The organism is Burkholderia sp. KBS0801 (assembly GCF_005937855.2).
GTDB classification, from domain to species: domain Bacteria; phylum Pseudomonadota; class Gammaproteobacteria; order Burkholderiales; family Burkholderiaceae; genus Burkholderia; species Burkholderia ambifaria.
Genome location: NZ_CP042179.1, coordinates 802194 through 823114, shown reverse-complemented (window position 1 = coordinate 823114; position 20921 = coordinate 802194). Strand labels below are relative to the sequence as shown.

Sequence of the window (20921 nt, the reverse complement as noted above, 5' to 3'; positions counted from 1 at the left end):
GACCAACCGTTTCCGGCTATTTCCGCCGGAAATGACAACGAACGCTGGCGCGGCGCGCTCTGATGAAGCATCTGTCCTAGCGCAAGAGTTCGACAATCACGACATCCGTGTCGTCTTTCGCTCTCAACGTAACGCACGTTTCATCGCGTATGGTGATGCCGTCGCGTCGCGCCAGCGTGATATGCCCCACGTCAACGCGCCCATGTTCCACAACCAGATAGGCAGAACCGGACAGCGGCAAAGCGTGATGCATCGCCGCGCCTTCACGCAGCGTCGCGATACGCATTCGTGCGTCGGCGTGAATGGGCAATGCGCCGGCGCGGACATCCTCCGGATCGCCACTCGCCAGCGTAACGAATCGGCTCTCGCGACATCCGAGCGAACAGACGCGCGTCGCGCAGCGCGACGTACTGGCCTGTGTGCGCGGACGTAGCCGTATCTGGAATTGCCGCGCGGGTACATTTTCGTCGTTGCGCTCCGCGCAGTGGATCGCCGCGCCGGCACTCACCACATGGACGGAATTGGCGACCAGGCGCGCGCGATTGCCCGCGTCGTCTTCGTGCGTGATGGCGCCCGAACGTACCCACGTGACGATCTCGACATCGCGGTGAGCGCGCAGGCCGAAGCCCGAGTACGGCGCGAACTCGACGTCGTTCCACACGACGAGCGGACCGAGCGGCGCTTCGCCGGCGTGCCCGGATTCGCTCACGCGGAAATGCTGGCGGACGTCGACACCGTCGTGCCGGATTGCGGCAAGCGCCAGAAAAGCGCGTCGTTCAATCATGACGGGACTCGGTACGCGTGTGCCGGGCGCGGCGTGCGATCGTCGAAGACGCGTCCACCGCACCCGAGCCACGCTCAGATCTGTTGCTGGCCGCCATCGACAAACAATTCGATGCCGTTCACGAAGCTCGCGTCGTCCGAGGCCAGGAACAGCGCCGCGCTCGCGATCTCGCCCGGCTCGCCAAGGCGCCCCATCGGGATCTGGGCAGCCAGGTAATCGGCCAGCCCCTGACGCTGAGTCGCATCGTCACCGGCGAGATCGAGCAGGCCGGGCGTGCGCGTCGCGCCCGGGCTGATCGTGTTCACGCGGACATGGCGCTCCTTGAGGTCGAGAATCCAGCTGCGTGCGAAGGCCCGCACTGCCGCCTTCGAAGCCGAATACACGCTGAACGCAGCGGTACCCGCGCTGCCCGCGGTCGAGCCGGTCAGAATCACCGACGCGCCATCGGCGAGCAGCGGCAGTGCCTTCTGCACCGTGAACAGCACGCCCTTCACGTTGCGGTCGAAGGTTTCGTCGTAGTGCGCCTCGGTAATGCTGCCAAGCGGCAGCATCGAACCGCCGCCGGCGTTCACGAACAGCACGTCCAGGCGCCCGTGCTCCTTCTTGATTTGTTCATACAGCGCGTCGAGCTCATCGAGCCGGGTGGAATCCGACCGTACGCCGGTCGCCTTTCCGCCGGCTTCGACAATGCCGGTCACGGCGGCATCGAGTTCGGCCGGGCGCCGGCCCGTGAGATAAACGTGCGCCCCTTCGGCCGCGAAACGTTGGGCCGTGGCAAGACCGATGCCGCTGGTTGCGCCGGTGACGAGTGCGATCTTGTTGTCGAGTTTGCGTGCCATGGTATTGCTCCTTTCGTTAGGTCAGTGATGTTCGCGACGCGGTTGCGTGCTGCGATGTGAGGAGAATATCGACGGCTCGATCATTTCGAAATAGAATTAATCGCAATCAAACGTTGCAGATATGCAAAGATGAGGGGACGTGGCGCAACTGCCTGATTTCGAGGGGCTCGCGATGTTCGCGAAGGTGGCCGAGCACGGGTCGTTTGCGGCTGCCGCGCGCGCGACCGGGGTGTCCGTCGCCACCGTCTCGCGCGGTGTGGCCCGTCTGGAGAGCCGGCTGGGCGCGCGGCTTTTCAATCGCACGTCGCGCCAGCTGTCGCTCACCGAGTTCGGTCGGACGATCAGCGAGCAAGCCGGCGAGATCTATCGCCGGGCCGAGGAGGCGGAAAGCTCGGCGCGCGAGATGTCGGTGCAGCCGCGCGGGCTGGTGCGTCTCGCTGTGCCGATGTCGTTCGGGCTGCGCTGGGTCGCGCCGTTGCTGCCGGGCTTCTTTCGCGCCTATCCGGAAGTGTCGATCGACCTGCATTTATCGGATGCGTCGGTCGATCTGATCGCCGAGGGATTCGACGCCGCGTTGCGTATCGCCGCGCTGCCGGATTCGTCGCTGGTCGCGCGGCGGCTGTGCGCCGTCACGCAATTCGTGGTGGCGTCGCCGGAATATTTGCGGCGCGAAGGGCGACCCACGCATCCGCGCGAGCTGGCGGATCGTCCTTGCCTCTCGTACGCGTATCGCGCGCGCAGCGCCGTATGGCGCTTCACGAACGACGTGGGCGACGAGGAGCCGGTCATGCCGACGGGCCCGCTGCGAGTAACGAACGCCGATGCGCTGTTGTCCACGCTGCTCGATGGCCTGGCGATCGCCGAGCTGCCCGAGTTCATCGCGGGCGAATATCTGGCTGACGGCCGTCTCGAGGCGATCCTCACCGACTGGTCGCTGACGAAGGGCGGTCTTTATTTCGTTACGCCGTCGGCGCGGGCGCGGCCCGCGAAGGTGACGGCGCTGTCCGACTACTTCGCCGAGCATCTGAGCGATCCAGTCTGGCGATGGCCGAAGTGATGTTGCGGCAGGCGGTCTGGTCGAGCGCTTCATTGCGCTCATGCAACGATAACAAAGCCGGTGCAATCGATCGCGTAGCCGATAGTCGACAGCCGACAGCCGACAGCCGACTTCCGGTTCGCCGATCGGGTCGACCAGGGAGGTGGGTGTCCATCCGTGCGAGTTCGCGTTTCTCCGGACGGTCGGTACTGAACGGAGCCGGAATCGGCCGGTTCGACCACTCCGGCCCCACCAGCGCGGGCCACGGCGGCACGCCAATTGCACGCCCTTTCTCCGAAAACCGCCATCCGCCAAGCCGCTCCGGGCCGGCCGTTTCCAGCATCGCCCCGCACATCCCGTGGCCGATTTTGTCACCATGTGGGCCGGATATGACAATGAGAAACCGCCGCCGCAGCAGTACGATGGGGTCACGACGTCGCCTGGCGCTGGCCGGTTTTGCCGCAGCCGCCCGGGCCGCGCGCCTCATTCAACGCCTGATTGGAACATCGACCATGAGCTATAACGCCCCTGTCAAGGACATGCTGTTCGTGCTGAAGGAACTCGCGGGCATCGACAACGTTGCGCAGTTGCCCGGCTTCGAGGAAGCCGGCTACGACACGGCGCAGGCCGTGCTCGAGGAATCCGCGAAATTCTGCGGCGAGGTGCTGGCGCCGCTGAACGTCGAGGGCGACCGCAACCCGAGCAGCTGGAAGGACGGCGTCGTGACGGCGACGCCCGGCTTCGGCGCGGCGTTCCGCCAGTTCGTCGAAGGCGGCTGGCAGGGCCTGCAGCATCCGACCGAATACGACGGCCAGGGGCTGCCGAAGCTGATCGCGACGCCGTGCATCGAGATGCTGAACGCATCGAACCTGTCGTTCGCGCTGTGCCCGCTGCTCACCGACGGCGCGATCGAGGCGCTGCTGACGGCCGGCACCGACGAGCAGAAGCAGCGCTACGTGCCGAAGCTGATCTCGGGCGAATGGACGGGCACGATGAACCTGACCGAGCCGCAGGCCGGTTCGGACCTGGCGCTGGTGCGCTCGCGCGCGGAGCCGCAGGGCGACGGCACGTACAAGGTATTCGGCACCAAGATCTTCATCACGTGGGGCGAGCACGACATGGCGGACAACATCGTCCACCTGGTGCTCGCGCGCACGCCGAACGCGCCGGAAGGCGTGAAGGGCATCTCGCTGTTCATCGTGCCGAAGTTCATGGTCAACGACGACGGTTCGCTGGGCGCACGCAACGACGTGCACTGCGTGTCGATCGAGCACAAGCTCGGGATCAAGGCGAGCCCGACGGCGGTGCTGCAATACGGCGACCACGGCGGCGCGGTCGGCTACCTGGTCGGCGAGGAGAACCGCGGCCTCGAATACATGTTCATCATGATGAACGCCGCGCGCTTCGGCGTCGGGATGCAGGGGATCGGCGTGGCCGACCGCGCATACCAGAAGGCCGCGGCATTCGCGAAGGAGCGCGTGCAGAGCCGCCCGGTCGACGGCTCGGCGAAGCAGTCGGTGACGATCATCCATCACCCGGACGTGCGCCGGATGCTCGGCACGATGCGCGCGCTGACCGAAGGCGCTCGCGCGCTCGCATACGTGGCTGCCGCGCACAGCGACATTGCCCACCGCCATTCGGACGAGGCGACGCGTACGCGTCATCAGGCAATCTACGAATATCTGGTGCCGGTCGTGAAGGGCTGGAGCACCGAGATGGTGAACGACGTGGCGAGCCTGGGCGTGCAGGTGCACGGCGGGATGGGCTTCATCGAGGAAACCGGCGCGGCGCAGTACTACCGCGATGCGCGGATCCTGGCGATCTACGAAGGCACGACCGCGATCCAGGCGAACGACCTCGTCGGCCGCAAGACGCTGCGCGACGGCGGCGCGGTCGCGAAGGCGCTGATCGCGGAGATCGGCGACACGGTTGCGGCGCTCGGCAAGCTCGACGGCGCGGCGGCCGCGTCGATGAAGGCGCAGCTGGAGAAGGGCGCGCGCGCGCTGTCGTCGGTGGTGGACTACGTGCTCGCGAACGCGAAGCAGGACCCGAACGCGGTGTTCGCCGGCAGCGTGCCGTACCTGAAGCTGGCGGGCGTGGTGCTGTGCGGATGGCAAATGGCGCGCGCGCTGCTGGCGGCGCACGCGAACCGCGCGCACGACACGGCGTTCCACGATGCGAAGATCGCGATCGCACAATGCTATGCGGAACACGTCCTCGTGCAGGCCGGCGCGCTCGAAGCATCGATCGTCGGCGCGAAGGGCAGCGAGAGCGTGCTCGCGTTGACGGAAGACCAGTTCTGACCGTAACGGTCGGGGCGCAGGAGGAGACAGGATTTTGACCACACAGGACTTGCTCGCGCAATACGGCCCGCGCGAATCGATGGAATACGACGTCGTGATCGTCGGCGGCGGCCCCGCCGGGCTGTCGGCGGCGATCCGGCTCAAGCAGCTGGCCGCCGAGAAAGGCACCGAGATCGGCGTGTGCGTACTCGAGAAGGGTTCCGAGATCGGCGCGCACATCCTGTCAGGTGCGGTGATGGATCCGCGCGCGATCACCGAGCTGTTCCCCGACTGGAAGGAACGCGGCGCGCCGCTAGACGTCGCGGTGACGGAAGACCGCTTCCTGTTTCTGTCCGAGACGGGCGCGGTCACGACGCCCAACTGGGCGCTGCCCGCCAACTTCCAGAACCACGGCAACTACGTGATCTCGCTGGGCAACGTCACGCGCTGGCTTGGGGCGCAGGCGGAAGCGCTGGGCGTCGAGATCTTCCCGGGCTTCCCGGCTGCCGAGATTCTCTACAACGACGACGGCTCGGTGAAGGGCGTCGCCACCGGCAACATGGGCGTGGGCAAGGACGGCGAGCCGACCGAGAACTTCCAGCTCGGCATGGAGCTGCACGCGAAGTACACGCTGTTCGCCGAAGGCTGCCGCGGCCATCTGGGCCGCCAGCTGATCTCGAAGTTCAAGCTCGACGCGAACGCGGATCCGCAGGCGTACGGGATCGGCATCAAGGAGCTGTGGGAAATCGACCCGGCGAAGCACAAGCCGGGCCTCGTGATCCACACGGCCGGCTGGCCGCTGAAGTCCGATACGTACGGCGGCTCGTTCCTGTATCACATGGACAACAACCAGGTCGTGGTCGGCTTCGTGGTGGGCCTGGGCTACACGAACCCGTACCTGTCGCCGTTCGAGGAATTCCAGCGCTACAAGACGCATCCGTCGATCCGCGCGTTCCTGGAGGGCGGCAAGCGCGTGTCGTACGGCGCGCGCGCGATCACGGCGGGCGGACTGCTGTCGCTGCCGAAGACGGTGTTCCCGGGCGGCGCGCTGATCGGCGACGACGCGGGCTTCCTGAACGCGTCGCGAATCAAGGGCAGCCACGCGGCGATCAAGACCGGCATGCTGGCGGCCGATGCCGCGTTCGACGCGGTGCAGGCCGGCCGCCAGAGCGACGAGCTCAACGCCTATCCGGACGCCTTCAAGCAATCGTGGCTGTACACGGAGCTGTACCGCGCGCGCAACTTCAAGCAGTGGATGGCCAAGGGGCTGTATCTCGGCACGCTGATGGTTGGGCTCGAGCAGAAGGTGATGGGTGGCAACGTGCCGTGGACGCTGCATCACAAGCATGCGGACCACGAGATGCTGAAGCCGGCATCGCAATGCACGCCGATCGAGTATCCGAAGCCGGACGGCAAGCTGACGTTCGACCGGCTGTCGTCGGTGTTCATCTCGAACACGAACCACGAGGAGAACCAGCCGGCGCATCTGACGCTGAAAGACGCGAACGTGCCGGTGAACGTGAACCTGCGCACGTACGCGGGGCCGGAGGCCCGCTTCTGCCCGGCGGCGGTGTACGAGTTCGTGAAGAACGACGATGGCGGCGATCGCCTGGTGATCAACGCGCAGAACTGCGTGCACTGCAAGACCTGCGACATCAAGGACCCGACGCAGAACATCGTGTGGGTCACGCCGGAAGGTGGCGGCGGGCCGAATTACCCGAACATGTAACGCAACGCATCCCGCGCCCGCGGGCGCGAACGAACCGGAGTGAGACGATGAGCAATGCAGCGAAGGAAGTCGTGGTGGTGAGCGGTGTCCGTACCGCGATCGGCGATTTCGGCGGAAGCCTGAAGGATTTCTCGCCGACCGATCTCGGCGCGAAGGTCGTGAGCGAAGTGCTGTCGCGCGCGAACGTGTCGGGCGATGCGGTCGGGCATGTCGTGTTCGGCCACGTCGTGAACACCGAGCCGAAGGACATGTATCTCGCGCGTGTCGCGGCGATCAACGGCGGCGTTGCGCAGCACACGCCGGCGCTGACCGTGAACCGTCTGTGCGGCTCGGGCCTGCAGGCGATCGTGTCGGCCGCGCAGACGATCATGCTCGGCGATGCCGACATCGCGATCGGCGGCGGCTCGGAGAGCATGAGCCGCGCACCGTACACGGTGCCGGCCGCGCGCTTCGGCCAGCGCATGGGCGACGCGAAGCTCGTCGACATGATGCTCGGCGCGCTGCACGACCCGTTCCAAACGATCCACATGGGCGTGACGGCCGAGAACGTCGCACGCAAGTACGGCATTTCGCGTGATGCGCAGGATGCGCTCGCACTCGAATCGCATCGTCGCGCGGCGCGCGCGATCGCCGAAGGCCGCTTCAAGGATCAGATCCTGCCGATCTCGATCCGCACGAAGAAGGGCGAGGTCGCGTTCGACACCGACGAGCACGTGCGGCACGACGCGGGCCCGGACGATTTCTCCAAGCTGAAGCCGGTGTTCGCGAAGGAGGACGGCACGGTGACGGCCGGCAACGCGTCGGGGATCAACGATGCGGCCGCCGCGGTGCTGATGATGAGCGCGGATGCCGCGCGTGCGCAGGGCGTGAAGCCGCTCGCGCGTCTGGTCGCGTATGCGCATGCGGGCGTCGATCCGGCGTACATGGGCATCGGCCCCGTGCCGGCCACGCAGAAGGCGCTCGAGCGCGCGGGCCTGAAGATCACCGATCTCGACGTGATCGAGGCGAACGAGGCGTTCGCGGCCCAGGCGTGCGCGGTCACGCAGGAGCTCGGTCTCGATCCGGCCAAGGTCAACCCGAACGGGTCGGGTATTTCGCTCGGTCACCCGATCGGCGCGACGGGTGCGTTGATCACGGTCAAGGCGCTGTACGAGCTGAAGCGCATCGGCGGGCGTTATGCGCTCGTGACGATGTGTATCGGTGGCGGCCAGGGCATTGCGGCGATCTTCGAGAACATCTGATAATCGAACGCTCAGCACCCGAACATACAGGAATCGTCATGGCCATCGAAACCGTCGGCGTCGTGGGCGCCGGAACCATGGGCAACGGCATTGCGCAAACCGCCGCCGTTGCAGGACTCAACGTCGTGATGATCGACGTCACCGATGCGGCCCTCGACAAGGGCGTCGCCGCGCTGAAGGGCAGCCTCGAGCGGCTCGTGTCGAAGGAGAAGCTCGACGCCGGCGCACGCGACGCCGCGCTCGCGCGCATCACGACGTCGACCGATTACGCGAAGCTCGCCGCGGTCGACATCGTGATCGAAGCCGCGACCGAGAACGTCGAGCTGAAGAGCCGCATCCTGAAGCAGATCGAAGCGGTCGCGCGGCCCGATGCGATCATCGCGACCAACACGTCGTCGATCTCGATCACCGCGCTCGCGGCGCTGCTTGCCGAGCCGTCGCGCTTCGTCGGCATGCACTTCTTCAATCCGGTGCCGCTGATGCCGCTCGTCGAGATCATCCGCGGGCTGCAGACGAGCGACGCGACCGCGTCGGCGGTGCGCGCGCTCACCGAGCGTTTCGACAAGTCGCCGATCGGCGTGCGCAACGCGCCGGGCTTCGTCGTGAACCGGATCCTCGTGCCGATGATCAACGAAGCGTTCTTCGTGCTGGCCGAAGGCATCGCATCGGCCGAGGAGATCGACGCGGGGATGAAGCTCGGTGCGAACCATCCGATCGGGCCGCTCGCGCTGGCCGATCTCGTCGGGCTCGACGTGTGCCTCGCGGTGATGGACGTGTTCCTGAAGGACTTCGGCGACACGAAGTATCGTGCGTGCCCGCTGCTGCGCGAGATGGTGTCGGCAGGAAGGCTGGGGCGCAAGACGGGGCGTGGGGTGTACGACTACAGCGCATGATGCGAGCGTCGGGCGCGGGTGGCGTGTACGCTTCCGCGTGAATCCGGCGACGGCATGAAACCGGCGTGAAGGCAGGTTTGGCACCGCACCCCGGAGGCCGGATCTCGATCCGGCCTCCGGGGTGTTTTCTTGACGCCATTCGCGGCGTAGCCGCACGCTGCGTGGCGCCGAACGGACCGTTAGCCGGAAACGGCGTTGCCGGCATCGGCAACATAGTTTGCGATACTGAAGAATCGATAGTCGCTCAGCAGATCCGGCGCCGGGAACCCCTCCGGATGAATCCGCCCATAAATCGGGCTGTCGGGGCGCAGGCCAGCCAGGGTCAACGCGAGTGTGAATTCGTTGAACGGCGCCATGAATTGGCGCGACACGAAATGCATGCCCCAGTTGAACACCGACGGAAGCTGTTCGGTGCGCAACCACGTGTCCGGCCCGCCCGGCGCACGCGCGCAAAGATTCTCCGCCCACGGGCTATGCCCTTCCACGATGAGAAAGCCATGCTTCGCGTGGCGCTTCCAGCGGGTCAGGAAGTCGATGAGATCCGCAGCCGCCACGTAACCGGGAACAAGGCCTTCCGCATCGCTATACGCCACCTTGAACGCAAGCTTGATCTGGTCGAGCGCGATCGGCAACTCGGCCTGATCAGATACCGTCAGGACGCCCGCATAGTGCTGATCGATAACCGCGCGCAGGCGTGCTCGATCGACGGTGCGGAGATGGCTCTCGAGGATCGCTTCGGCGGCGTCCTTGCGACGGATGCTCAGCCGGCGGTTGTGGACCAGGAACATGAAGGTATGCAACAAGTCGCTCAATCGCGCCGGGCGCACGCTGCCGTCCGGCTGTCTGACGGTCAGGCCGCTTTCGGCCACGGCTTCGTCGTAGCGGTCGGGCTGGGAAATGTCGGCGGCGATCACGCGTACCTGCACGCCGGAGATGTCTCTCAGCGCAGACAGCGTGGCGGCTGCGCGGCCGCGCGCGGATTCGTTGTAGTCCGCGCCGATCACGAGCAGCGGATAGGCCGCGAGGTGCCGGCCGCGCCGCGTCGACGTAATGACGTATTCCGCCAGGCGCTTCAGCGCGCTGCCGTCGCCGCAGCCCATGTCGGCGATGCCGGCCGGCTGGCGATCCAGCGGCGTGTCGTCGAACAACTTGCGCAGGATTTTTGTCGTGATTTCCTGCGACGCCGGCCCGGACCCGGCGCCGCTCGACGCATACACGTTCATCACGCGATCGATGTGGCCGTCGCTATCGATATCGAGCGGATCGGGGTCGCGGAACAGGAGTTCGTCGAGCAACGCATACGAACGCAGATAGGACGCGGGCAACCCCGCGTAAGGGGCGGCAATCGGACGGTGAATCCGGCCCGCCTCGGTGAGGCGCACCTTCTCCCGATCGATTTCCGCCATGCCGAACTTGCACATCAGCGCCCATGCCGCGTGCAGCACGACAGGATCAGCCTGCGTCCAGGCGCCGACCGCGACCCCTTCGGGCTGCTGGTCGAGCTTGCCGAGGATTCCGGGCGCCGATTGCGTGTACTGGCCATCCGGCTGCCTGTCGAATACCGGCATATCGAGCGCGACCCAGGTCGGGCCGAGCAACAGGCCGTCCATCGCCGTGCGCAGCTGTCCATTCACCTGGCGCTCCAGATCGGTGGCCGGAATCGGAAGCTCCGGCCAACCCGCTATGCAGATCCGCGCGAGCTGTGCATACAGCACGCTGTCGTCGGCCGCCATGCGCGTTCGATGACACAGGGCGTGCAGATGCTGGAGCACCGACGTGGCACTCGCCAGTTGCTCGAACAGCGGACGGGTGTGCTCGACGCACGCGACGACATATTCACCGGCCGGGGTGAGCGCATATTCGGCGTCTTCGTCGCCGCGATCGAGGGTCAACCAGCCGGCCAGGCTCAACAGGTTGAGGGCGCCCCACAGAACCCCCAGGTTACGGGTCGGGTCGGGCTGGCGGGATTTTGCGAACGCGCGCATCGCGCGGGGCGCTCCGGCCCGCAGGCCGCGGAACGCGCCGGCAAACACCAGACGCGCCAGCGTCGGCACCAGCACGATACCGTTCGCCCAGTTGCAACTGCGTGTATAGGCCATCACGCGCTGAGCGTCGTGTCGGCCGATGCGCAACGTGGCTGCATGCGTGTGTTGCTCGAGCTTGACCGGCAGCTCCATGTCGAGCACCTCGACGCCGATCGTGGTGCCGGCCGACAGGCCGAGCAATGTGCGTGTTTCGTCGGGATAGGCGTCGAGATAGTGTTCGAGCTGCCGGGCCAGTGCGGTGGTGGAATCACCAAGGTCGAATCGGGCGTGCATGTTGGACGGTCTCACAGGGTCGAAGGTTGCGCTGCAATGGATGAAGATGCATCCGAATCGGCGTGCGCTACGGCAACGGCCGGCGCGGCGCCGTGAGTCCGGGGCGCGAGATGGGCGGCCAGCGCGCGAATGGACGGGTAGTCCCAGACCGCGGACGGATCGACGGTCACGCTGAACGTCTCGCTGAAAACGATCGTCATTTCGACGGCGAGGATCGAGTCGAAGCCGATTTCGGCGAACGTCGACTCGCGCGTCAATCGAAGCTTGCGGTGCTTGAGGCGCTCGCCCAGCCACGCGATGAGCCATTGTTCGACGGCATGAATCTGCTGGCGATCGAGCAGGCTTGCCGGCTCACTCACGATCGGGGTTGCGGCCGAACCGGCGTCTTCGCCGGCTGGCGCGTCGGGCGCGCGGGAGACCGAACGCGCGTCGGCATCGGCGTCCAGCAACGGATCGACGAGTTGGCTTGCGCCCGGGATCGTTTGCTCGATCGAGCCGATCTCGAACCCGATGCGCGCTGCCCAGTCGTTCAATTCCACTGTCGTGGACAAGGCAGATCGCAGGCCGACCTGCCGTTGCGCCGCCTCGATCGCGAGTTCGTACTGGCTCTGCGCCCAGCGCAGCGTGCCGTCGCCGATGCGCTGCTGCGCAGCCGCGCGTTCGGTCACCGCCAGCAGCAATCCCCATTGCGCGATCGTGCCGAGCCAATAATTGACCCACACGGCCGCGTGCGCGGTGCCGCCGAGTTTCGACGCATTGGCGAGCCCGTCTTGCGCCAGCTGTGCGCCCAGTTCGCGCAGTTCCCTGGCCAGCGCACCGGCGCTCAGCGCACTCTCCAGATAACGCAGCAAATCGTCGCTCCCGTTGAGCAGACGACTGCCCAGGTGAACCAGCAGCGTTTCCGTCGGCCCTTCGAAGATGCGGGTCAGGCGCGCGTCCCGGAAGATCTGCGGCGCCAGGTTGGTCTCGATATAACCGCGGCCACCCAGGAACTGCATCATCTCGTCAGCGGATTGCGACAGCAGCTCGGAGCCGAGAATCTTCGAAATCAGGAGACAGTCTTCAGGCAGCGCGACGCCGAGGTCCAGTTCCGTGGCCAGGTGCTCGACCAGCGCATTGAGCCCGTCGATGCGGTCACGCAGCTCGCCCAGGCGCAGGCGGCTCAGCGGGTTGTCCAGCAGGAGGCCGGTGCCGACCTGGCGCCGCGCTCCGTAGCGATGCATCAGCTGCGCACAGCGTCTCATTCCGCCCACGCAAACGGCAGCGATGCCAAGGCGTGCAATGTTCATCGCGTGCTGCGCCACGAGCATCCCCTGGCCGATGTCGCCGAGCCGGTATGCGTCGCTGATTCGTGCCCGATCCAGATGGAGCGAATTCTGGATCATGCCGCGCACGCCCATCGTCAGCTCCTCGGCACCGATCCGCACGCCTGGCGTGCCGGGGCGCACCGCCAATCCGACCATTCCGGTGCCGTCGGCCTGCCTCGCGAACACGTTGATGATTCCCGCCCAGGCGGATGAGCCGCTCCAGCGCTTGTTCCCCGTGACCAGCCAGTCGCCGGACCCGGTGCGCTGTGCGCGGGAGGCAATCGCGCGCACATGCGAGCCCGCGGCCGGCTCCGTGATCGCGAATGCGGCGAGCATCCGACCGCTCGCGAGGCTCGGCAGCAATTCCTCGCGCAATGGTGGCTGCGCATGCTGCATGATCGGCAGGATCCCGAGCGTGTTGTTCAGGGCGACAAAGAAAGCCAGCGTCGAATCGATCGCGGCCAGCTGCGCGAACACGCGCAACATGTCGCGCTGGCCGAGGCCGAGGCCGCCATGTGAACGGTCGATCGGCATGCCGAGCAGGCCCCGATTCCCGAAATCGAGCACGACGTGCGGCGGAATGGTGCGACGCTCGTCCATGGTTCGCGAATCGATCCGCGTGCGCGCGTAGTGCCTGAGCCAGTCGTTCAGTTCGTCGACGGTGGCGCTTTCATCACGCCGGCGATCGTTGGCCGCCGGCTGGTCGGCAACAGCTGTCGGGCGTGCGGGCTGCCGGCGATCGGGCGCGGGCGTATGTACACCGCCCTCGACGTCCCACTGCGCGAGGATCGTCAGCGCGTCGTCGTGCAGCTGCGTGCGGCACGTGCTGCGGCGCACCTTGCCGCTCGACGTTTTCGGCACGCTGCCGGGCGACACCAGCACGATCGCGCTCGGGCCGATGTCGAGGCGGTTCCAGATAGCCTGGCGAATCGCGTCGATGAAGCTGTCGAGATTGCCCTTGCGCTGTGTGCGCTCGACTTCCGCCACGACGATCAGGCGCTCCGCGTCGACCTGGTCGTCCATGAAGGCCGCGCAACCGTTCGGCACGAGTTCCGGCACGCCGACGATCAGCGCGTACTCGATGTCTTCCGAGTAGTAGTTGCGGCCGGCCAGGATCACCATGTCCTTGAGCCGGCCGGTGACGTAAAGCTCGTCGCCCAGAATGAAGCCGAGATCGCCGGTGCGCATGAACACCTGATCCCGATGGCCCGCCAGACTGTGCTGGAAGGTCGAATGCGTCTGCTCGTCCAGATGCCAGTAGCCGGCGGCGACGCTCGGGCCGGCCACGCAGATTTCGCCGATGGTCCGATCGGCGCAACGCTCGTTCGTCTCCAGGTCGCGCACGATCACGTGTTGTTCGCCGTCAGTGCGACCCACGCCGACCAGGACCCGTTCGCCCGGACGATCCAGCGGCTGCGGCGACACGCCCAGGAATTCGCGGCGCAGCACCACGGCTTGCCGCTGGAGCGCAGCCTGGTCGACGCATAGCGTCCGGATCGGATGCTGCTTCGCGCGACCGGCGACGTACAGCGTTCCCTCCGCCAGCCCGTAGCACGGCAGAAAGCCGTCGGCAGCGAAGCCTGCGGCGGCGAAGCGCTGCGCAAAATCAGTCAAGGTGCTGGCGCGCACCGACTCGGCGCCGTTATAGGCGACCCGCACGCACGACAGGTCGAGCGTCGCCAGCTGTTCGTCGGAGATCCGCCGGCAGCACATCCGGTATGCGAAATCCGGAGCGCCCGTCAGATCCGCACGGTACTGGCTGATCGCACGCAACCACAGGTACGGATGCTGGATGAAGCGTTCCGGGGCCATCAGCACGCTCCGGAAGCCGCCGTAGAGCGACGTCAGGATCACGCCGATCAGGCCCATGTCGTGGTATGGCGGCAGCCAGCTGACGATCGTGCTCTGCTCGTCGTAGGCGAGCCATTCGCGCATCAGCCCCAGGTTATGCATCAGGTTGCCGTGCGACACCATCACGCCCTTGGGGCTACCGGTGGTTCCCGACGTGTATTGCAGAAAGGCGATTCGGGATGGCTGCACGCTGGCGGGCGAAGGCACGGGATCCAGCGCCTGCGCGCCTCCGACGTCGAGCAGCGTGCTGCCGGATGCGTCGGTATCGGCGAGCCAGGTCGCGCAGCGCGCATGGTCCTCGGCCGAACACAGAATCGTGTTCGCGCCTGCGTTCTCGACGATGCCGGCGATCCGCACCATATGCTGCCTGTTGCGCGGCGGGTAGGCGGGAACTGCGATCGCGCCCGCATACAGGCACCCCATGAAGGCGCTGACATAGTCGAGCCCCGGCCGGCACAGCAGCAGGACCCGGTCGCCGATGTCGATCGCGTTCTGCTGCAGCAGCGCGGCGACCCGGCGAGCGTGTGCGTCGAGTTCCGCGAAGGTCATCGATTCGGCCTGTTCCTGTTCGGGCGGGCCGCTCAGGAACACGTAGGCGGTTTTGTCGCCGAGTGTGGCGGCCCGGTTCTGAAGCAATTCGCTAAGCGTGGTCGGCGAGGTCGCAGTGGTCATGATGTCGTCGGAAGTGGAATGAAAACAGCGAGCAGCGGCCTGACGCCGGCCGGCGCCCATGCGTTGCTGCGGCGGGAATCCGTAGGAGGCTATTCGGCGCGATGGAACAGATCGATCATGTGCATCATGCTTTTGAGGTGCAGGAAATGCGGCACCACCCGTTCGCTCCTTGCCGCATAACGCGCAGTCCAGTGGTGGGCCAGTTCGTGCGTGGCGGTGGCGTTGCCGCGAACCGCGCGTGCGTCGGCCTCGCGCGCATCGAGGCACGCACGTGCATGCCGCACGGCCGATCGGGCAAGCTCGCCGGTGAGGATGCCGTGATGTCCCAATGCGAGCCGCGGCGCCTGCAGTTGCTCGATGACGTCCAGCGTGTGCCGATACGCAAACAGGTCCTGAAAGACCAGCGGCAGCCAGCTGGTGGCGCCCTGAAATTCGCCGAGCGCATCCGACACGAAACCGATGTCCAGCTGCGGGCAGTAGTAGCCGAACTGGCAACGGCTGTGGCCCGGCAGCGCGATCGTGCGAATCTGCATCCCGTCGCCGATGTCGAGCTGCGTGTCCGGATTGACCGGGTAGAACGGCAGGTCGGACAACTCGGTGAAATCGACGCCGACGGCGGGATCCCACGACCGTGACGCTTGCGCGTCGAGCTGACGGATGGTTCGGCAGGCCGACGGGCTCTGGAACGCATCGAACGCGTCGGGAGAACCGGATACATGGAGCCACGGCATGCGCGACTTGAGCGTCATCAGCAGGCTGCAATGGTCATAGTGCGAGTGGGTGATCAGCCAGTAGCGCAAATGCCGGATGCCGCCAAAGTCCCGCAGCAGGTCGTGAAGCTGCTGCCACACGAGCTCCGTCATGCCGCTCAGGCCACCCTCGATCAGCGTCGCGGCCTCGTCGTTGACGATCACGTACAGCGGCACGTCGGCCGTGCCGACGAGGGCCAGCCGCTGATCGATCCACCCCGGGGAAGCGTTCAGCATGTTCGTTCAGCTCCGATAGAGCGCACAGGCCCATGTCGCGCCCGCGCCGTAGGTCACGAAGAGGTTGAGCTGCCCGGCCGGCATGCGGCCCCGCTCGCGTGCGATGGCCAGCGCGACTGGAAACGCCGCGCTCGCCATGTTGCCCAGCTGATCGACGGAAATCATGCACCGCTCGCGGGGCAGCCCGAGTTGCCCGATGACCGCGTCGAGGATGCGCAGGTTCGGCTGGTGCGGCACGACCAGGCCGATGTCCGACATCGTCAGCCGGTGCTTGTCGAGCATTTGCCGGCACGCGTCGACGATGCGCCGCGTGGCGTCTTCGAACATCGGCCTGCCTTTCATCCGGAAATGGTGCCGGCCGGCCGCGATGTCGTCCGCGTCGATGAAGCGTGGGCGTCGCGCGCCGGGCGCTTCCGTGCTGAGCAGGTCGAACTGGGTGCCGTCGGCGCCGAGCGTCAGGTCGATCAGCCCGTGCGCCGGGTGGTCCGTCGCTTGCAGCAGCAGCGCGGCGGCGCCGTCGCTCAGCAGGATCGACAGATTGCGGCCGGCATTGCTGGAGTCGATCCGCCGCGACAGGGCTTCGGCGCAGATCAGCAGCACGTTGCGATACAGGCCGCTCGCGAGGAAGTGGCGCGCGATCTCGATTCCGTAGAGCCCGCCGCTGCACTGCGCGCGGATATCGAAGCACGGAATTTCCCGCAATCCGAGCCGGGGCTGGATGTAGCACGCTTGCGACGGATCGTGGTGATCCGGCGACAGCGTATTGACGATCAGCAGATCGACGTCGCGCGCCGTGACGCCGGCGTCGGCCATCGCCCGTTCCGCGGCCGGGCACGCGAGATCCGCCAGATGCTGATCGGGGGCAAGATAGCGTCGCGCCACGACGCCGGTTCGTTCGCGAATGAACGCGTCGCTGGTGTCGATCATGCCGGCGACTTCGTCGTTGCTGACGATCCGGTCCGGCAGTGCGTGGCCCATCCCGGCGATGACGAGTCTGGCGGTCATGTCCGCACCTCCTGCTCCGTCACGGCGGCGACGGCATCGCCCGCATCCGTCACGACGGTTTCGCCCCAGCGCCACAATTGCGCGCCGAAGCCCCAGCCGGCGCCTGCGCCGGCAATCACGACCAACGATCCTGGCCGGATCACGCCTTCCCGGATCGACTCGTACAGCGCAAACGGCACGGCGGCCGACACGAGGCACGCACAATCGGCCACGCGAATCACGTATTGGTCGGGCTTGAGCCCGAGCCGCTGCGCCCATGCGCGCACGAGCAGCGCCGACGGCTGATGGAACACCATCGCGTCGATGTCGGCGATGCCCGTTCCGCTCCGGTGCAACAGCCGCTCGACGATGTCGGGAATGGCCACCGGCATGAAACGCGAGATCGCCTCCTGCGCTTCGGGCTTGAGCGTGAAATACACGCCGAACGGGTTGTCGGCGTCGGTTGCCGCGTCGTCTGCCGCCGCCCGCGCATTGCGCCACTGCATCGTCACGAGGTCGTAGCGGGTTGCATCGCTGTGATACGCGGCATCCAGCCAATCGGCGCCATCGGGATCGGCCGGCTCGGCGACGAGCACGGCCGCGGCCGCGCCATCGCCGAAGTTCGTCGACGATTTACTGGTGTAGTCGACCACGGCCGACATGCGCTCCGACGAGCACACCAGGGCGCGCTTCACCCGTCCCTGCTTGATGAGGTTGGTGGCGATCTGCAGTTGCAGCACGAAACTCGCGCATTCCATCTCGACATCGGCATCGAGCGCGCGCGTGGCGCCGAGCCTGTCGCGCAGCGCACGCGCCAGCCGCGGCGCGAAACGGCGCCGGCCGTCGGCGAGCGAGACGAACGGCGACGTCATGTTGAACAGCACCAGATCGAGTTCGGCGGCCTCCACGCCGGCACGGGCGAGTGCGTCGCGGGCCGTGCGCTCGGCCAGCGCAAGCTCGGATTCGCCGGCATCGGGATCGATCATGTAGCGCGATTCGATGCCCCAGAATTGCCACCATTCCGACGGAATGGGTTCGACGCCCGCGAAGACGGGATCGTCGTTGGGTACCTGGCGTGCCGGCAGGCGGCACGCCAGACTTGCGATTCGGACGTTGTGCACCATCAGATCTCCATCGTGCTGCAGGCGATGCGCGGCCTGAACGGATCCAGCGTCATGGCGACCACCGTATGTTCATCGTCACGCAACGACCTCGAATGTGCGACGCGGGACGCGAGCCACGCGGGCAACTGGAACGGGTTCGGGATGTCCGTCGAACCGGAGACGACATCGACGTGGAAATCGCGACCCACGCCGGTGACGATCGATGGCCATCCACTCAACCAGGATTCGCAAAATAGCGTGGCGACGCGCCGGTCGATGCGGCTCTGCACCGCGTCGACCATCGCGCGCAGCGCGGTGGCCGCATTGGCCGGTTCGGCGTCGAATCGACCGGTTGCGTGATCGAACCGGCTCTCGAAGCGGGCCAGTGACAGGATGCCGTTCACGCGCCGGGCGGGAAGCGCGTCGAGCGTCGCGAACGGGGGCGACTCGAGGTCCGCGTAGCGGCTGGCATAAACTCGGTCATGGCCGGCAGGCGTCAGGACGATCGCCCCCGCGCCGTCGGCGAAGCCGCTCGTGGCCACCTGTTCGACGTCCGCGAGCGCCTCCGCGCGAACGACGAGCGCGCGTCGATAGCCGAGCTGTTTGCAATGGCTTTGCGCGAGATCGAGTGCGAGCGTCCAGTCCGCGTCGAGCAGATCGAACACGGCCGCATGTCGCGCACGCAGGTCGCGCTGCACCGGGTGCGCCAGCCGCGGCCCGGCGATCGTCGGTGCGTCCGCCATCCGGCTGGGAGAAATCGACAGGCTGACGATCAGATCCAGTTCCGACGGCAGGCAACCGGCTTGCAGCAGCGCCTGCCTGGCTGCCTTGATCGCGTAATCGTTGGCGCAGGATTGCGCCGTGGTCGCCGAGTCCGGGATGGCCACAGCGGCTCCGAGAATTTTCATAGGGTGTGTTCGTTCTGGACTGCTTGATTCAGGGGACGCGTCACGCCATGACCCGCCTGCCGGAGCACGGCGCGACGCAATTTGCCCGATTCGTTGCGCGGCAAACTGCAGGCGTGGTAGGCAATACGATGCGGACATTTGTACGGCGCAATCACGCTCTTGACGTGCTGCTGCAGTTGCATCGTCAACGCTTCCGAGCCGTCGACGCCAGGTCGCAGCACCACGTGCGCGCAGATGAGCGTGCCGCCTCGTTCGTCGATCTGGCCGACGACGCCGCATTCGGCGATATCGGGATGGCGCAGCAGCGCCTGCTCCACCTCGCCGGGAGACACCGTGTAGCCGGAGCTGATGATCATGTCGTCCGCGCGCGCCTGATAGAACAGATAGCCGTCCTCGTCCAGGTAGGCGCTGTCGCCCGTCAGGTTCCAGCCGTGCTTCACGTAGTCGCGTTGCCGCGTGTCATTCAGGTAGCGGCACCCGGTCGGCCCCTGCACGGCCAGATAGCCGATTTCGTAGGGTGGCAGGCATCGGCCGTGCTCGTCCACGACGGCAAGGCGGTAACCGGGCACCGCCTTGCCGATCGCGCCGTCCTTCGCGCCGGTGTCGCCTGTCGACGCGAAGATATGCAGCATCTCGGTCGACCCGATTCCGTCGATCAGGTGCAGGCCGGTGCGCTCCTGCCATGCGTCGCGCGTCCACGACGGGAGCGCCTCGCCCGCCGACACGCATTTGCGCAGGGACGACACGTCATGCCTGTCGAGATGGTCGAGCATGGACCGATAGGCCGCCGGTGCCGTAAACAGGATGCTGACCCGGTGCCGGTCGACGGCGGCCAGCAGCCGTTCCGGGCTCGCTTTCGGCAACAGCACGACGCTCGCGCCGACACTGATCGGAAACAGCAGCAGCGCGCCGAGCCCGAACGTGAACGCGAGCGGCGGCGATCCGCAGAAGACGTCATCGGCCGTGGGCCGGAGCACGTGCGCCGGAAAGCAGTGGCAGGCCGCCATCACGTCGCGATGAAAATGGACGGTTGCCTTCGGTTCCCCGGTCGTCCCCGATGTGAACGCGATGAGGCAAGGATCGTCCGCGCGCGTGTCGGCGGCCGCGAATTCCGCTGAATAGCCACCGAGCCAGCGCGCGTGCGGATGCGTGTCGTCCGTCTCGTAGCGTCGAACTTCGCCGCGCCACTGCACGCTCGCCATCGCGCCGTCGAGCTCGGTCGACAGACCGGCTTCGCAGATGACGTGCGTGACCCGGGCTCGTCCGATGATGGTCGACAGCTCTCCCGCGCGCAGCTTCGGCATCGTCGCGACGGCCACGCCACCGGCCTTGACCACGCCGAACCACGCGGCGGCAAGCATCGGGTGATTGGTGCCGTGTAACAGCACTCGATTGCCGGCCACCAGGCCCGCATCGCTGACCAGCATGTTGGCGATCCGGTTGCCGGCATCGCGCAATTCGCGATACGACCACGCGATGCCCGACTCGGTCTTGATCGCAATGCGATCGCCCCAGCCTCGTTCTTCGACTGCGGTATCCAGCAGCGCGGCGGCGCAATTGAGAAACGGCGGAAACTGCAGCCCCGGCAACTCAAAGACAAACGTTGGCCAATCTTCGGCAGGGGGCAAGTTCGCGCGGCAAAAGTCATCCATCGTCAGCGCTCGCAAGAGTGTGAGTTTGAAGTTCGCGATAGCGGTGCGGCGCGGGCCGGGCCAGATGATCGGGCCCGGCCCGCCCAACCTGAATCGCGATGCCAAAGAGACGGCGTCGGCGCGGCAGGCACATGTCGACGAGCGACGCACGGAGAGGCCGGTCAATCACATGATGGCTTGCCGGTGTTTATGGATTGATTCCGTCTCATTTGATTTTGAAAATAAACAATAATCGAGCTATTTAGTGCGGATTGCTTGAAGGTTGGGAATTCGTCGATCGATTTGGTGGGTTTAAAAAGTGTGCCGTAAGCTTAGCGGAAGTAAACTTGGAAAGTA

Annotated in this window: 14 protein-coding genes; 5 read left to right on the top strand and 9 right to left on the bottom strand. The window is 66.3% G+C overall.

The window, feature by feature from the left end:
* Window positions 1-76 precede the first annotated feature (76 nt).
* Window positions 77-784: a pirin family protein gene (locus FFI87_RS33235; protein WP_138850619.1), complete on the bottom strand. Its 708-nt coding sequence runs from the start codon at window positions 782-784 to the stop codon at window positions 77-79.
* A 74-nt stretch (window positions 785-858) separates the two neighbouring features.
* On the bottom strand, window positions 859-1623 hold the full coding sequence (locus FFI87_RS33230) for an SDR family NAD(P)-dependent oxidoreductase (protein WP_012371929.1): 765 nt from the start codon (window positions 1621-1623) through the stop codon (window positions 859-861).
* 139 nt (window positions 1624-1762) lie between these two features.
* Here FFI87_RS33230 and FFI87_RS33225 point away from each other — a divergent pair, with 139 nt between their 5' ends.
* The 5 genes from FFI87_RS33225 to FFI87_RS33205 all read left to right on the top strand — a co-directional run bounded on the left by FFI87_RS33225 (window position 1763) and on the right by FFI87_RS33205 (window position 8804).
* Window positions 1763-2680, top strand: coding sequence for a LysR family transcriptional regulator (locus FFI87_RS33225; protein WP_138850618.1), 918 nt, complete (start codon window positions 1763-1765; stop codon window positions 2678-2680).
* Window positions 2681-3171: 491 nt separating this feature from the next.
* Window positions 3172-4962, top strand: coding sequence for an acyl-CoA dehydrogenase (locus FFI87_RS33220; RefSeq protein WP_138850617.1), 1791 nt, complete (start codon window positions 3172-3174; stop codon window positions 4960-4962).
* A 79-nt stretch (window positions 4963-5041) separates the two neighbouring features.
* On the top strand, window positions 5042-6670 hold the full coding sequence (locus tag FFI87_RS33215) for an electron transfer flavoprotein-ubiquinone oxidoreductase (RefSeq protein WP_409995138.1): 1629 nt from the start codon (window positions 5042-5044) through the stop codon (window positions 6668-6670).
* 47 nt (window positions 6671-6717) lie between these two features.
* A complete protein-coding gene (bktB, locus tag FFI87_RS33210) occupies window positions 6718-7911 on the top strand; it encodes a beta-ketothiolase BktB (protein WP_138850615.1) in 1194 nt (397 codons plus the stop codon).
* A 38-nt stretch (window positions 7912-7949) separates the two neighbouring features.
* Window positions 7950-8804, top strand: coding sequence for a 3-hydroxybutyryl-CoA dehydrogenase (locus FFI87_RS33205; RefSeq protein WP_012371924.1), 855 nt, complete (start codon window positions 7950-7952; stop codon window positions 8802-8804).
* A 179-nt stretch (window positions 8805-8983) separates the two neighbouring features.
* On the opposite strand, the gene FFI87_RS33200 is transcribed toward FFI87_RS33205, so the two are convergent.
* From FFI87_RS33200 to FFI87_RS33170, 7 genes are all read right to left on the bottom strand, one after another.
* Entirely contained in the window at window positions 8984-11122 is a 2139-nt protein-coding gene (locus tag FFI87_RS33200; protein WP_138850614.1) for a hypothetical protein, read from the bottom strand.
* An 11-nt stretch (window positions 11123-11133) separates the two neighbouring features.
* Window positions 11134-14952 (bottom strand): AMP-binding protein, encoded by a 3819-nt coding sequence (locus tag FFI87_RS33195; protein WP_138850613.1) that lies wholly within the window; start codon window positions 14950-14952, stop codon window positions 11134-11136.
* Between the two features lie 89 nt (window positions 14953-15041).
* The gene (locus FFI87_RS33190; protein WP_012371921.1) at window positions 15042-15938 is read right to left on the bottom strand and encodes an MBL fold metallo-hydrolase; all 897 of its coding nucleotides are present in this window, start codon (window positions 15936-15938) and stop codon (window positions 15042-15044) included.
* Between the two features lie 6 nt (window positions 15939-15944).
* A complete protein-coding gene (locus FFI87_RS33185; RefSeq protein ID WP_138850612.1) occupies window positions 15945-16943 on the bottom strand; it encodes a ketoacyl-ACP synthase III in 999 nt (332 codons plus the stop codon).
* Window positions 16940-18046: a 3-oxoacyl-ACP synthase III family protein gene (locus tag FFI87_RS33180; protein WP_138850611.1), complete on the bottom strand. Its 1107-nt coding sequence runs from the start codon at window positions 18044-18046 to the stop codon at window positions 16940-16942. The genes FFI87_RS33185 and FFI87_RS33180 overlap by 4 nt, the downstream gene beginning before the upstream one ends.
* A complete protein-coding gene (locus FFI87_RS33175) occupies window positions 18046-18933 on the bottom strand; it encodes a hypothetical protein (RefSeq protein ID WP_138850610.1) in 888 nt (295 codons plus the stop codon). Before FFI87_RS33175 ends, FFI87_RS33180 begins: the two co-directional genes overlap by 1 nt.
* Window positions 18930-20585: an AMP-binding protein gene (locus FFI87_RS33170; RefSeq protein ID WP_138850882.1), complete on the bottom strand. Its 1656-nt coding sequence runs from the start codon at window positions 20583-20585 to the stop codon at window positions 18930-18932. Before FFI87_RS33170 ends, FFI87_RS33175 begins: the two co-directional genes overlap by 4 nt.
* Window positions 20586-20921: the final 336 nt, after the last annotated feature.